Source organism: Microcoleus sp. C2D2 (assembly GCF_036702495.1).
Lineage (GTDB): Bacteria > Cyanobacteriota > Cyanobacteriia > Cyanobacteriales > Microcoleaceae > Microcoleus.
Genome location: NZ_JAUBTO010000012.1, coordinates 35,492 through 50,192 on the forward strand (window position 1 = coordinate 35,492; position 14,701 = coordinate 50,192).

The window sequence follows — 14,701 nt, forward strand, 5'->3', positions numbered from 1 at the left end:
GTCAAACTGCCTGTTTTGCTACTTCTAAACTCGATATCCCCTGCAAAAATAAGATTGCCTTATCGACCAACTCAGCCCCCGCTTTTTCTGGCGAACCGACATCAAATGGCGGGGCGGGATTGTACTCCAGCAATAGTTGAATAATCTTGGCTACTTCCTCACCACAAAGGATGCTAGCGATCGTCAGGCCAAAATCGATACCTGCTGTCACGCCTCCACCAGTAATACGATTGCGATCGATTACTATGCGCTCTGTGCCAACCTCAACGCCCAAATTTGCGAGTTGTTGGCGCATTGCCCAGTGAGTCGCGGCTCGATAGCCGAACAGCAGTCCGCTTTTCGCCAGAAATACCGATCCACCGCAGACAGAAGTGATAAATTTGGCGGTGCTGCCTTGTTTGCGAAGAAATGCTAGTATCTCTGGATCGTCTTCTACTGCGCCTTGCTCCAAGCCGCCGCCAATACAGATAACGTCCAAGCGCGGGCAATTTTCAAAGGTGGTATCAGGCAAAACCATCATGCCGTCATCGGTTTTAATCGGATCTAGCGTTTTCCAGATCCGATGAATCTGGACACCTGGCAATGCACTAAAAACTTGCTGTGGTCCCACCATATCCAGCGATGTCATGCCAGGATAAAATACCAAACCAATGATATGCTTTTGTGAGTCAGTCATGAATTCATCTCCTTGGGGCGATTGCGATTAAATCTGTCCTTATACTAGAAGTAGCAACCGACTTCGCCTAGTCCTCGATCGGGTACTCTTTTTGACAGCATGACAATTTCCTTGCAGCTTTTATTTAAAGAAATCGACCAGGTGACGGATGAACAAGATTTGCGATCGCAAGTCGTGCCCAAAATCGGTGAGTATTTTGCAGCTAAGCGATCGGGAATCTTTTTCTTCGATCGACTGCCCTTGGTAGATAGCAATCTTCAGAAAACACTGCAAATTGGACTATCAATCGAACATAATCCTGTTGTGCGTTATCTAGTGGAGCGTCACGCTCCTGTCCATGAAGCATTGGTGGCATCTCCCAAGGTTTGGACAATAATTTGTCCCCGACCCGATCATTGGCACGTGATGGCGGGGCCGATCGTCAGCCGCGGTCAATTAATGGGTGTAGTGGGTTGTACGCGCGATCGGTCAATGCCCGCCTTCGATACAGAAAATCTAGCGGATTTGAGTGCGATATGTTTGCATTTGTCTGTTTGGGCTGCAACAGTACGCGCGGCGAAGCTATCCCGTAGGGAATCGCAACACCAACCTTTGAAGACCTCACGCCTAACGCCTCGTGAATTGCAAATTGCCGAATTGGTTGCTTTGGGGCGAACCAACGCAGGAATCGGGAGGGAACTTTGGATTACTGAGAATTCAGTGAAGCAAGCTTTGAAGCGAATGTTCCGTAAGCTTGAGGTTTCATCTCGTGCAGAAATGGTTGCAGAGCTTTCGGCGACAAAATACCATTTGTCAAGTGTAAAAATGAAACATTAAACTCCCCGGAACACGTTGGCTTGGTCTCTCCCTCGGTGCCATGCTGACAGAAGGATGCGTTCTCATCCCCTAATGGCGATCGGTTCTGGGAGGACATCTTCGATCGCATTTTCAAAGGCTCATTCGGAAGTTCTTTTAATAGCAATATTTCCTAGATTATCGAAGCTGGGCGATCGATCGGTTTTCCATCTGAATCGAAACAGGACATCGCAGTGCCTGGAAACAATTTAATCAATTCTCTCTTCATATCGGGATAATTATCAAATACTGTCATCCATACAGAAAAGAAACCCTTGCTTTGAGCAAATTCCAGCACCAGATCTCTAGCTTGAACGCATCGATCTAAAGTTTCAAAAAGATCTCTACATTTTTCTGCTGCTGTCCATATTTCTTCACGCTGCTGCCATCGTTTATCCCTTGGTGCTGGCCTAGCCCAACCAGAGGCTTGATGCCGTTGTAAACCTACTAAATCTAGCAATGCTTGCGCTTTAGTTTTCTGCTGGTTATTCATATTATCGGTTAACCGCACAAACCCACCTTTTGAGTAAACAAAAGCAAGCAAAGTATTATCACGATCTGGCCAGAGAAAGTTGTCAATTTCAACGGTTCGATCGCCTTTAACCGAGTTGCAGTTGGTACAACCCAATAAAAAATTAGTCCACTCAGTTTCCAGCTCTGGATGCAAAACTTTGGGGATAATATGCTCGACTGCCAGACCTACAGGGAGACTACGTTCGCAATAGCTGCAATAGATGCCTAATCGTTCTTCAAGATCTCCAATCGCATCTTGATATCGGATATAGATTTTGGGGGCTACTCCGCGTTCCACAGGTCTCATTGGGATCTCTCCTTAGCCTTAGCCATTGCCTCCAGCTTGAGCAATGCACTTAATCCAGGATTACTGGAGAAGGGTTCCACTGCTTGGCGATAGGCTGCTTCTGCTGCTTCTAGTTGCCCAGAGTGGCTTTCTTCTGGGTTTTGGAGTAGTTCAAAATATCTTTCTGTGGCTTCATTTAGTTCGTGAGCCTTTAAACTTTGTTGCGGAACTTCCACCAATTGAATATCTTCGGCAATGTCTTCGATCGATTGGTTTTCGTATTCTAGAGACTCTATATCTTCAATCTCGAAGCTTCTCAACTCACCTTGAGCGATCGATTGAATAATAAAGGGTGAATGGGTGGTGCAAACAAACTGAATTGATGGGAATGTCGTTTTGAGGTCATCTACGACTTGACGTTGCCATTTCGGATGGAGATGTACATCTATTTCATCAATTAGGACTAGCCCTGGTGTTTCTTGCAAAATCAGAGGCAATTTTTGACTAGATATATATTCTGATAGGAAAGAGGCATTTTGAGTAACGATTTTGATGGCAATATCGGCAATTAGACCTACCATCATTTTTTGACCTGCACTAAGGTTACTAAATGGTTGGGGGTTGCTTTGGATAGAAACAACTATTTCCGATCGCTCTGGGTCAAACCATAGGTCATCTGCATTGGGAATACAACGCAAAATAGCCAACTTTACCACCTTGTAACCAGGGCGCATTTGTCCCTGTCGATTGACCGAAGCGATCGCTTCTTTCTGAAACCAAGTATGGAGATCGGCGATTCTAATCCGTTCTTCAAAGCAGTCATAGAAGGCATCCCAACGGCGGGCGGGGCTGGTTTGGGTAGTGGCTTTGGGGTCACGTTTGTTGGAGGGTAGCCAAGCTCGACCTGCTCCGTAGTAGGCGATGATGGGTAGCCAAATTTTTTCGCCTGCTTCCACCTGTTGAAATAAAGTGGAGATAATTGCTAGAGCTTGTTTGGCTTCTGTGTTGGAGGTTCTAGAGCCGTTAGTTTTGATTTGTCTGAGCCATTGGACTGGCTGACTGTTAATCGTGCCGATCGCTTTAATCTGGACGGGTTTTCGTTCTATAAATTGGGTGATGGTGTCGGATTCGATCGCTTCTAAGCGAATTTCTGAGGGAAGAATGTTACGGCCGCTATTGTTGAGGGTTGTGTCGGGGGAGTTGACCAGCCAAATTCCAGCCGCGATCGCCAAAGCATCGAGGATCGTCGTTTTACCTGTGCCATTGTCCCCAACTAGCAAGGTAAATTGGGGATGCAAGTCAAGGGTATAGTCTGAAAATTTCTTGAAGTTTTCGATTTCTACTCGGTCAATTCTCATGGTAATGTCCCACTGTCGATCGCTATTCAGCTTGTAATTTGTAGCATAGAAATTATCGTAGTACGACACCAACAGCTTTAATTATAGGATATCTATATGTCTCACAAAAAAGAACGATCGCACTAGAAACTAAAAGAACGATCCTCTTCGAGGGCAACGCTTACGAACGCTCATTGAATGGCGCTTGACTCACTGGTAATTTTGAATTATTGGGTATTGAGTATGGCGATCGCTAGCAACCTCAACTGATTACGCCTCAATCTTTCACCGCTAGATCAAATCGAGCTGACAATTTTGGGCCCGAGAAGGAAACACTAGGTAGGTGTTTTTTTTCTGGGCTGGGGAAATTACAAGTGTATCACAATAGGATTACTCCTATCTGCTTGTTATGGAAATAGATCGTGTGCCATTTCTCAATCGCCTCCGGCGCACCATGTCCTCAGCAGAAGCTTGGGGCTTTAGTGTGGTTGGATATCTGATGTGGTTTGCCTTAGCGCCGTCGATGCAAGCAGAAATTGGCTCCGCATCGCTGTTGGTTTGGATTCCTGGTGTTATCGTCGGAATTCTGTTTAACCTTCAAGTTCAGAGTTTGGGTGAGAAATATCCAGATGTATCTGGGGGAACACCAAATTACATCACGCGATTGCTCCATCGTTACCCTGCTCTTTCCCGGTACTTGGGGATTGCCTACTACTTGGGGTGGGTTTCCTTTCCGCCCATTAATGCGATCGTCATCACAGATTTGATCCAATTGCATTTAGAACCGATGGGGCTGAATATTCCAGAAAAAGTGTTTGAGATCGGTTTTACTGCGATCGCTTACTTTTTAGCATTCAGTGGCACCCGCGCCGTCGCCATCCTGCACCTCTTTTTTATCTTTCCTTCGATCGGCTTTTTACTCCTCTTCTGCGTTCAGGGTTTAGGCTGGCTTGCCTTTTCGCCCCAAAGCCCCGGACTGTTGCCCAGCAGCATTGATACCATCAGTGTCCAGGGCTGGCTGAAATGGTACTTGTTTGCCGCTTATGGCTTCTATGGCTGTGATACAGCTTCATCCTTTGTAGCAGACAGTGTCCACCCAAAAGATACCCTCAAGGCGCTGTCTTGGGTTGCCTGGTTCATGCCTCTGGTGTTTGTGGGTGGCACTTTAGTGTTGTTGCAGTTGGCAACCGATCCCGGTTTAGAAGGCAATTTGTACGGCAATTTCCTGGTGGCTGCCAAGCCTTTCTGGGGAGACGCTGCCCCTGTCATAGTCACATTGCTGGTTGCGGCTACCTATTTGTTGGGATCTGCGACTAGCGTTTGCAATACGCCCCGCATCCTTTTCCAACTCGCGCAGGATGGGCTGTTGTCTCCAGTGTTTGGCGCAGCGTCCCGTCGGGGTGCCCTAGAACCCGCGCTGCTGCTAAGCTTTATCTGTAGTTTAGGATTTTTAGTATGGGGCAACACGACTCGAATTATCGTGGTGTCAGGGGTGAGTTTATTTATTTCTATCATGGGGTTGCACTTGGGGCTGTGGATGCAGCGCCACGATCCAGTCGTGCGTTGGGGGCGACTATCCTTAGCATTACTGGTGGTGGATTTCTTTTCCCTGGTGGTGGGTGGTGTTAGCTGGGGATGGATGAATTTTGGCCTCGGGTTGCTGTTGCCGTTAGCAGTGATTGCGCTCGACGCTGCGATTCTGCGGATTCCTTGGGCATCTTTGCATTTACCGTGGTGGGATAGACTCCATAGCAAGCCAGTAACTGCTCCTAAAAACGAATACTTTGTGGTGCTTCAGGTCGGAATTTTGATTGCGCTGATTTGTGGTACAGCGACGATCAGTTGGCTGATCCGCTCCAGGCTGCGGGTAGAAGCCGGAACCAGCAATCCCTATCTGCTGATTATTGTGTTGATGACGCTGGCATTTGTGGGAGTGGCGATTGCTTGCTGGACAACTCTGCCCCAGGTTGCTGCGATCGAAGAACTAGCAATTTCCTCGACTGTGCAAGCTAAAGAACTAGAGACGATCCTAAACGAACTAAAAACAGCCCAGATGCAAGTTATCCAAAGCGAAAAAATGTCTAGCTTGGGACAGTTGGTTGCGGGAATTGCCCATGAAATCAATAACCCGGTCAACTTCATCCACGGTAATCTCACCCACCTGGAGGAATATACCCAAAATCTGCTGCAGATGATAGAACTCTATCAACAGCGCCATCCCAGCAACGATCCAGAGGTGCAAGCAATGGCAGAGGAAATCGATTTGGAATTCCTCACTGAAGATACCCAAAAGATAATTTCATCTATAAGGGTAGGCACCGAGCGAATTCGCGGTATTGTCGTCTCGTTGCGAAACTTTTCTCGCATGGATGAAGCAGACTTCAAAAATGTTGATATTCATGAGGGAATTGAAAGTACATTGCTGATTTTGCAACACCGGCTCAAAGATAAACCAGAGTGTCCAGGTGTGGTAACGATCAAAGACTATGGCAAATTGCCCAAGGTGGAATGTTTCCCCGGACAACTCAATCAGGTATTCATGAATATTTTGGTCAATGCCCTGGATGCCTTAGATGAGATGAATAGCAAACGCTCCTATCAGGAGCTTAAAGACGCCCCGAACCAAATTACGATTCGGACTTCTGCGATCGACAATCAATGGGTGGAGGTGGCGATCGCTGACAACGGCATCGGTATGCCAGACCGAGTGAAGCGGCGCATTTTTGACCCCTTTTTCACCACCAAACCCATGGGTAAAGGTACGGGTTTGGGAATGTCGATTAGTTATCACATCATTACTGAAAAACATGGCGGTCAAATCAAGTGTTTTTCTACACCTGGCTCAGGCACTGAGTTTGTGATTCAGATCCCTATTCGGCAACAGACAATTTCAGGATTCCCGATCGCTGCTGAATCTTAACCACTTCGGGTTCAGTGCAGCCCTCAAACAATCTGAGGCGGTACAACAATCAATCAGGGTGTCAATTACCGCCAACTGCTCGATCTCAAGCCGTAAGAATTTTAGAAGCGCGATCGCCCTTTCCAAAGATCGCACTCTCCGTATAACAATAATTATAGAAATTAAGAGAGCGATCGCCTGTACTCACGTTCGATCGACCAAATTCATCTTCAAAATAACCGATCGCTGGGAATTCTCTACAAACTGTTTGCCACATTCCTTACAGCGATAGCACTGCTTCCCCCGTCGATAACCGTTTTTGGACAACTGCTCCGATTGACAATGAAGACATTTCATTACTTTCATTACATGGCTTGACCGACCTTCCCCCACATACGACTCTAAATACGACACCAACAAGTCCTCAATCTGCTGTACCAGTTGTTGGCGATGCTGTCGATCGGGGTTGCGAAGTGCCGACAGAATGACCGCATTACTGCTGTGAACGCAAACCTCCGCTAACAAGCTACATTGCGCCTCCCCCAAGCTGGGATTTCTCTGCTGCAAAAGACTCGCCATAAAGTCGATCGCTTCCTGAGTCATACTTTCATCGATCGACTGGAAAATCTCGCGCGCTATATAAAACTGCACGAACACCACCCGCGATACAGGCTGTTCAAACATCTCTGCAACAGCAGTGACAAGGGTATGGATCATTTCACGCAGCGGTAATTGAATGATTTCCGCTGTGTTCGCCTGCGCCCACATCGCCTTAACCCGATCGGCATGACGCAGCTCCATTGCGTTAAAAATGGCAGCTTTATCAGGAAAAAACTGATACAGAGAACCGATGGCTGTCCCTGCTTTTGCTGCAATTAGATGGGTAGTCGCCTCCCAATAGCCCACCTCGTCAAACACTGCTGCTGCAGCATCCAAGATTTTTTCGACTCTTTCTTTACCGCGCTGCTGTTTCGGTTGACGGCGCAAACTGCTTGACGAATGTGAATATTCTGTCATATTCTAGAAAAGCGACAAATCTCTCACAATTTTATGTCTAAAGGAGAACACCATGCAGTCTATGCTTCCCGGTGCGCCTTGGCTGTTGGCACATAAGTCAATGCTGGCAGCGAACCAACCTCGAAAAATTTCCTTGTATGGCACCGACTATGTGGTGTGGAAAGATATTGCCGGAACCATCCATGCCTTGCCCAATGCCTGTCCGCACATGGGAGCAATGCTGTCGGAAGGATGGTGCGAAGCCGAAAGCGATCGCACAAGCGGTGTCGTCTGCCCGTTCCATGCCCTGAAGTTTGATGCTGAAGGCTGCACCGTATTACCCGGATCTAATAAAAAAACATTGCCCTTACTAAAACCGTTAGAGCTGATTATTCAAGATGACTTCATTTGGTCTTATGGGGGATACGAGCCGCAAGTCCCCATTCCCAATGTGCTCAAGGAAATCGCAGAAACTTACTACTTCATCGGGCATACCGCCGATCGCAGTATCGAGACGGATTTGCTGACCATGCTGCTAAATATGCACGACTATAATCATCAAAACGGCACTCACCGGGACTTGTTTAGGATTACCGATGTGGAATTTCATCAATTCATTGATGAAGGACATCAATCCCATGCGTTTTACGATATGCCTACTGCCCCTTACAGCTTGGTAGAAAAGCTCAGAAAGCCAGATTTATTGCTACTGCCCAGCACAATTAAAGCGCACCTAGAAAATCATTTCCCATCCCTAGTAATTTTTCATGGAGAAATGCCATTCGGCAAAGCTGCACAGTGTCATATATTCGTACCAGAAGCCGAGAATCGAACACGGACTTATATTTTGCTGTTCGGTCAAGCAAAGCATCCTATATTTAAGGTGTTGGGGGGGACGTATCTCAATTTTGGCAAAGTTGTCGTGGATCAAGATGCGGATATTTTAGGAAAAATTTATCCCGATACGCCTCAGAAAATTAAACTCAATAATGAAGTGGGGATGGACTGGGTACGACGCAATTTTGAAAGCTTTCCAAATGTGAGGGAGCCTAATCTTTCAAGGTAGATACTGAAGATGGCTTCAAGGTCATGCCACACCGATAGCTTAAGCAGTCAAATTGGGAAGTAAATTTGGATTGCCTAGAATTCTGTGAAGCAAGGTTTGAAGCCAATGTTCCGTTAGTATTCTCTTGTATTCTACCAAGTATAGAAACAAGAAAAATTAAGACTAAACACTAAAAGAGCGCTCGCACAGCATTAAAGAGCGATCGACCTACTGGTAATTTTGAAGTATTCGGTATTGCGAGCGCTTACCCTCGCAACTCCTTCAGTCAATCAAGGCTCGTTTACAAAGATCGAGTCCTTGAGTTAAGCATTGTTCTCGCCACTTGCGAGATATGGGTGCAAACATTTCTACCAACTGGTCTTTTGTCCATTCATAGCTCTGGTCTGACTTACCCCACCAGTAAGCACGATTCTCCGCCCGCAATGCCTTCAAGACTTGAATCGTTGAGTAAGTGCCAAATTCTGCGGTTAGTAAATCATAGCGACACTCTGGTAGAAGAGTTTGGCACCAAGTGCCTAATCCACCGCGAATTTTATATGACACACCTTCTGGGCTGAAAGGCTCTATTGTTTCTGCTCCAAATCGTTGAGCTAGTCTTGAACAAGATTCTGATGTTGCATATGTGTCAAGCAAAAGCTTATATGTTCCCGAGCGTCCTAAACCTGTGTGGAAATCAATATGCACTACCTCTGAAGCATTACCAATCCATTGGGGCAAATTGCTAGCTAGAATCTCTTGAGTTTTGGATGGAGCATGACCCCCAAAAAAAAGCCCCTTTGGAAAATCGTATTGCCCTACAGGAAAAGTGTTTGTCAAACTGGTCATTCCATATCTCAGTATCAGCCAGATAGCTTGAATAATATAAGGTTCAAAGCGTGATGGAGGTAAAGTTGGGTTTAAAAAAGAATTGAATTTAGGATAATCCTTTGGGCTGCCATCAAAAACTTCTTCTGACAATAAAAAATTACGATTTAAATCTATGTTATTTTCATTCCAGCGTCGTCGCCATGCAAAACCATAAGGATTCAGAGCATGAATAAGTACAACTTTAATATCAGGTGACAACGATGTGAGAAGTTGCTGCTTTTCTAATAAGGTAAGTTGGATTGCCGAACCCAAAAAGCCTTCTACTCCATGCAAGCCACTAGAAATGACTACACATCGTCGTGGGTTTGAAGAACCAGCGATCGCCACATCAATAGTTAATTCTTCACCAGTTGGACTGACCCGATCGATTGGATAGGCTCTGTGCGGATAACCCAAAGATGAAGATGCTGCTCGAAATCGCTCTCGTGCAGTAATGTAGTTGGGTGAAAATGCTTCTGAATAGCTCATAAATCTTCATTACCCACGAGTAACCTTACAATTATGCCTGAAAAGATAACTCATATGGCATAACTATTAATTATACTGTAAGCTGTCGCGCATTTAAATTGTATATTCAGGGCGGGCGGGACGCCCACCCCACAAGACTTTGATTTTTTTTAACATACAATTTAAATGCCGCAACAGCTTAGTTGCGGTCTAACACTTCGATCGCCCTTGACAAACATCGCACTCTTCGCAGAACAATAAGGCTAGAAACTCCGAGAGCGATCGCAATACCGAATTGAAGAGCGATCGACCTACTGGTAATTTTGAAGTATTGGGTTTTGCGATCGTGAATGGCGTCATGAAGTTGTGCGACGGCAAATAAGCGTGAACTGCTACATAACGCTGACCGAGTAGGCACGAATTGCCCCATCAACTGTCGCAATAGTCAGACCATTCTCTAAAGCTTGACAGATAAGCATTCTGTCAAATGGATCGCGATGTAATGGTGGCAGTTTAGCCAGTTGAGCTACGCTACTTTCATCAAGAGAAAGACTGACAATTTGATGAAGTTCGCGCTGTTTGGGTAAATATGTTTCGGGATGCTCCGGCAGAGGTAACTTACCCAACTGGTACTTGACAATTGCTTCCCAGACTGAAACAGCACTCAAATATACTTCATTATCTGGATCGCGAATTGCATCTCGAACATCTGTTGATAACTGGGCGTCACCACTGATGAACCATAAAAAGATGTGCGTATCTAGCAGAATCTTCATTTACCTTCAAATGCACTGAGGATATCTTCCGGCAAAGGAGCGTCGAAATCATCTGGAACGGTAAACTCGCCTGCACACAAACCGAATGGTCGTAATTGCTTGCTGCTAGAAATAGGTCTTAGTTCGGCGATCGGCTTATCTGCTTGCAGGATAACAAAAGTTGCACCTGCTTCCACTTGACGCAGATACTTTGAAGGATCGCGCTGAATTTCGTCAACTGTCACGTTCAACATAAAAATTCCTCAGTATAAAGCTCAATTGAGAATACTCCGCCTCACTCAATTGTAGATGATGGAGCGTAGGCTCGCAGTTAGGATAAGTCTTGAATCATAATTAGTGAATTAAAGAGCGATCGACCAAATGGTAATTTTGAAGTATTGGGTTTTGCGATCGAGCGTTGGAAACTACAACTCATCAATCGTCACTAACCCCCCCTCAGTGAACTGAATCACAAGTTCTTGCTCGTCCAGCAAAGCAGTTCCAATCAGAGGCCTTCGCCCTGTAGCAAATACACGAACTTCTCGTTCTTCCCCGTCCCAAAGGATGATTGCTTCGTGAACTGCTACTAGGACTTCACTGTTTCTGCTAAGTTTACAGGCATATCGTACAGGAACGGCAACCCCAGTAAGGTAACTGCCTCCGGTGGCAAACATAGGTAGTCAGTGAAGCCCGTATCTATGACAAACTCGATCGGGAAAGTAGAGCCGCTTGGGAGGAGAAACGTCAACGCGACGATCGCGTGCCGATCGGTCACAATACCAGAAATCAGTTGTTGACACGCTCCATTACACCACCCAACGAAGCAGCCACATTGTAACCAATACGAATGCCAAAAAGTCGAGCATACGGATGCTTTGCCATCAGACTACGTGCGGCTTTTAGCCCAGTTTTATCAACTTCGTAGTCACCTGTTTCAATATCAATGATGACCATCTTGCCAATATTCTCTTCTAATTCAATTTTTTGGCGGATGGTGCTCTCATACATATGTTTCGCACGACGCGCGACTTCTTCACGACTCAAAAGGATTGTTTGCATACATTTGCCCTTTTTTGTAACTTTTGATCCTATTATGGATATGATAGCTCACTTACTTAGCTCGATCGCATACCTTGACGCACATCATCAATAGTTATTCCCTGCTCGATCGAGAAAGGAATAATATCAATTAAGTTGTTCTCAGTACACTCAATAGATAAGCTCTCAGCGGTCGGTGTACATTGGGGTTATTATGCGACGCGACCTAACGCAGACAATACCATCTCAAACAACTCGTTTGCATTATTAGTACATCCCATAGCACCGTGACGGCGTGACTCCGCAACGTGTTCTGGATTTCTTGAACCAGCATAAATGATAAATGGAGTTTGATCCCCACTAGATCGTAGCTTATCGAGAAGCGTATAACCTGCCCGGGAATCAGGTGGTCGCCCCATGTCGGAAATAATTGCATCGAAACGTTGTTTAGAAATTTTCTTTAGCGCCTCATCTGTCGATTTTGCCAACACAAAACTAACTCCTATCGCTTCAAGTGCTTGGCGTTGATAGCTATTGTTATTGGGGTTATCGTCCACCCAAAGGACTGTCGATCTACTCGCACGTCTTAGGGCGCGAGGTGTAACAACTTCAGCGACAACATCTGCAGCAATCATCGCTTCTTTCGCAACGCTCTCACGAGTCTTATCTTCATTAGGTTTAGATGCAGCAGCAGCAGCAGCAGCAGCAGACAGAGCAGCAACAACTTCGGCTTGTTTTCTCTTTAAGGAGGCCTCAAATCCAGCCCCTTTAAGCGATAGCTCCCCCAAGCTTGAGAAGAACTCACGCAAGTCCTGACCAAACCGGATCAGGATGAACAAAATTACTCCCGGCCAGATGAGGACGCTGAGCAATTTTGTAATAGCGTCGAATAGCTTAACGATATCGTCAACACTCACTGTTCACCTAACCAAAATGTGAAGTACCAAGCACGAACAAATAACCTTGCAATACGCCTCCACCAAAGACTGAGCCACATAACTATTAATTATATCGCAGTTGCGGTCTAACACTCCGATCGCCCTCATTTACCGCCTGCCCATTTTATTTCTCAAACCCAACTCCAAATTGCTTGAGAGCCAAAGTTTCCCTGATTTGTCTATCAATAAAAATAGAAAACCCCCAAACTCTATCTTTCTAAGATTTTGGGGGTTTTCTTCCTACATTTCGTTCAAATTACAACTTGCTCGGCTCGATCGCCGGAGCACGAAGAGACACAGTTTTATCCGCAGCAGCCTTAGCCACAAGCGACGGCACAGAATCGCGCAACTTAGCAGTCAACTGTACAGTAGTCGCATCATAAACCTGAGTCAGAATTTTCGGATACAAACCAATGCCAATAATCGGCACCAACAGCGAAGCAATGATAAACACTTCTCGCGGTTCCGCATCCACCAACTCTTCGTGCTCCGACAATTCCTTATTTTCAGGCCCGTAGAAGATTTCGCGCAGCATCGACAGCAGATAAATCGGAGTCAAAATCACCCCGACAGCAGCTAGAAATACCACGCAAACCTTAAACACAGGATTGTAAGCATCGCTGGTTGCAAAACCTACAAACACCATTAATTCTGCTACAAAACCGCTCATTCCCGGCAAAGCCAAAGAAGCCATAGAACAAGCAGTCCACATCGCGAAAACCTTGCGCATTTTCTTCCCTACACCGCCCATTTCGTCGAGCATGAGCGTGTGAGTGCGATCGTAAGTGCAACCCACCATAAAGAACAAACTCGCCCCGATTAAACCGTGGGAAACCATTTGCAGCATTGCACCGCTAGTTCCCAAATCAGTAAACGAAGCTATCCCAATCAGCACAAACCCCATGTGCGAAATGGAAGAATAAGCAATTTTCCGCTTCAAATTGCGCTGAGCAAAAGAAGTTAAGGCGGCGTAAACAATATTTACCACACCCAAAATTACCAAGATGGGTGCGAAGGTAGCGTGAGCATCCGGGAGCATTCCCGCATTCATCCGCAGCAAAGCGTAGCCGCCCATTTTTAGCAGAATTCCTGCTAGCAACATATGGGCGGGTGCGGTTGCTTCCCCGTGAGCGTCAGGGAGCCAAGTGTGCAAGGGAAAAATTGGCAGTTTGACGCCGTAAGCTATTAAGAAACCTGCGTACAGCAGCAATTCTACATTGGGGGCGTAATCTTTAGCTGCGATCGCCCGCATATCAAAAGTCACCGTATCGCCGTAAAACGCCATCGTCAGCGCGCCAACCAAAATAAACAGCGAACCCCCTGCCGTGTACAGGATAAACTTAGTTGCTGCGTAAAGGCGCTTTTTGCCGCCCCAGATTGACAAAATCAGGTAAACCGGGACTAATTCCAGTTCCCAAACCAGGAAAAACAGCAGCATATCCTGCACGGCAAAAACTGCTATTTGGCCGCCGTACATTGCCAGCATCAAAAAGTAAAATAGCTTCGGTTTAAAAGTGACCGGCCAAGCTGCTAAAGTAGCTAAAGTCGTAATAAAACCTGTGAGCAAAATCAGCGGCATCGATAAACCGTCAGCACCCACAGACCAATTTAAATCGAGTTGCGGCACCCAAGAGTAACTTTCTACCAGTTGCAGTCCCGGATTGTTAAAGTCGTACTCAGTGTAAAAAGCGTAAACAAGCAGAGCAAAATCAATCAAACCGACAATCAAAGCATACCACCGCACCGTCTTGCCATCCTTATCGGGAATGAAAGGAATCAGCAAGGACGCAGCAATGGGAAACAGGATTGTTGTTGTCAACCAGGGAAAGTTAGCTGTATCCATTGCGTTTTAAAATGAGCCATCAGTTATTAGGTTTAAACACATTTTGGCAATTTTGGCCTAAATTTTATACTTTCTTTAGACGGAACTATTTTTTTGGCTCTTATTTGGACAAATTATGCGATCGCCACAGTTAAGTTTAATGAAAAATTTATTCCTATAGCAATCCTAAATCATTTGTGAATTTCTTACTCCCACCCCAAGGCATC

15 protein-coding genes are annotated in these 14,701 nt (G+C 45.8%); 3 read left to right on the top strand and 12 right to left on the bottom strand.

All coding sequences use genetic code 11. From position 1 onward, the window contains the following. Position 1: 1 nt before the first annotated feature. Positions 2-676: a DJ-1/PfpI family protein gene (locus tag QUB61_RS06695; RefSeq protein WP_333125503.1), complete on the bottom strand. Its 675-nt coding sequence runs from the start codon at positions 674-676 to the stop codon at positions 2-4. A 99-nt stretch (positions 677-775) separates the two neighbouring features. Between QUB61_RS06695 and QUB61_RS06700 the strand changes: the two genes are divergently transcribed. Next, positions 776-1,492, top strand: coding sequence for a LuxR C-terminal-related transcriptional regulator (locus tag QUB61_RS06700; RefSeq protein WP_333125500.1), 717 nt, complete (start codon positions 776-778; stop codon positions 1,490-1,492). Between the two features lie 151 nt (positions 1,493-1,643). Here the strand turns inward: QUB61_RS06700 and QUB61_RS06705 are convergent, their stop codons facing one another. Continuing rightward, entirely contained in the window at positions 1,644-2,330 is a 687-nt protein-coding gene (locus tag QUB61_RS06705) for an HNH endonuclease (RefSeq protein WP_333125498.1), read from the bottom strand. Next, a complete protein-coding gene (locus QUB61_RS06710; protein ID WP_333125495.1) occupies positions 2,327-3,736 on the bottom strand; it encodes an AAA family ATPase in 1,410 nt (469 codons plus the stop codon). Before QUB61_RS06710 ends, QUB61_RS06705 begins: the two co-directional genes overlap by 4 nt. Positions 3,737-4,070: 334 nt before the next feature. Between QUB61_RS06710 and QUB61_RS06715 the strand changes: the two genes are divergently transcribed. Then, positions 4,071-6,566 (top strand): ATP-binding protein, encoded by a 2,496-nt coding sequence (locus tag QUB61_RS06715; RefSeq protein WP_445300197.1) that lies wholly within the window; start codon positions 4,071-4,073, stop codon positions 6,564-6,566. A gap of 183 nt (positions 6,567-6,749) precedes the next feature. Here QUB61_RS06715 and QUB61_RS06725 read toward each other — a convergent pair whose 3' ends face one another. After that, the gene (locus QUB61_RS06725; protein WP_445300198.1) at positions 6,750-7,562 is read right to left on the bottom strand and encodes a TetR family transcriptional regulator; all 813 of its coding nucleotides are present in this window, start codon (positions 7,560-7,562) and stop codon (positions 6,750-6,752) included. Between the two features lie 52 nt (positions 7,563-7,614). Here QUB61_RS06725 and QUB61_RS06730 point away from each other — a divergent pair, with 52 nt between their 5' ends. After that, positions 7,615-8,607 (top strand): Rieske 2Fe-2S domain-containing protein, encoded by a 993-nt coding sequence (locus tag QUB61_RS06730; RefSeq protein ID WP_333125489.1) that lies wholly within the window; start codon positions 7,615-7,617, stop codon positions 8,605-8,607. Positions 8,608-8,868: 261 nt separating this feature from the next. On the opposite strand, the gene QUB61_RS06735 is transcribed toward QUB61_RS06730, so the two are convergent. From QUB61_RS06735 to ndhD1, 8 genes are all read right to left on the bottom strand, one after another. Next, complete coding sequence (locus tag QUB61_RS06735) at positions 8,869-9,942, bottom strand: M14 family metallopeptidase (RefSeq protein ID WP_333125486.1); 1,074 nt, start codon at positions 9,940-9,942, stop codon at positions 8,869-8,871. 178 nt (positions 9,943-10,120) lie between these two features. After that, positions 10,121-10,339, bottom strand: a complete 219-nt coding sequence (locus QUB61_RS06740; RefSeq protein WP_333125484.1) for a hypothetical protein — start codon at positions 10,337-10,339, stop codon at positions 10,121-10,123. Further along, entirely contained in the window at positions 10,314-10,697 is a 384-nt protein-coding gene (locus QUB61_RS06745) for a type II toxin-antitoxin system VapC family toxin (RefSeq protein WP_333125481.1), read from the bottom strand. The genes QUB61_RS06740 and QUB61_RS06745 overlap by 26 nt, the downstream gene beginning before the upstream one ends. After that, entirely contained in the window at positions 10,694-10,930 is a 237-nt protein-coding gene (locus QUB61_RS06750) for a type II toxin-antitoxin system Phd/YefM family antitoxin (RefSeq protein WP_333032448.1), read from the bottom strand. The genes QUB61_RS06745 and QUB61_RS06750 overlap by 4 nt, the downstream gene beginning before the upstream one ends. Positions 10,931-11,101: 171 nt before the next feature. Further along, positions 11,102-11,350 (bottom strand): hypothetical protein, encoded by a 249-nt coding sequence (locus QUB61_RS06755; RefSeq protein ID WP_333125478.1) that lies wholly within the window; start codon positions 11,348-11,350, stop codon positions 11,102-11,104. Between the two features lie 112 nt (positions 11,351-11,462). Further along, the gene (locus tag QUB61_RS06760; protein ID WP_333125474.1) at positions 11,463-11,735 is read right to left on the bottom strand and encodes a hypothetical protein; all 273 of its coding nucleotides are present in this window, start codon (positions 11,733-11,735) and stop codon (positions 11,463-11,465) included. A gap of 191 nt (positions 11,736-11,926) precedes the next feature. Then, the gene (locus QUB61_RS06765) at positions 11,927-12,631 is read right to left on the bottom strand and encodes a response regulator (RefSeq protein ID WP_333125471.1); all 705 of its coding nucleotides are present in this window, start codon (positions 12,629-12,631) and stop codon (positions 11,927-11,929) included. Between the two features lie 277 nt (positions 12,632-12,908). After that, on the bottom strand, positions 12,909-14,495 hold the full coding sequence (gene ndhD1, locus QUB61_RS06770) for a photosynthetic/respiratory NAD(P)H-quinone oxidoreductase subunit D1 (protein ID WP_445300199.1): 1,587 nt from the start codon (positions 14,493-14,495) through the stop codon (positions 12,909-12,911). Between the last annotated feature and the right edge of the window lie 206 nt (positions 14,496-14,701).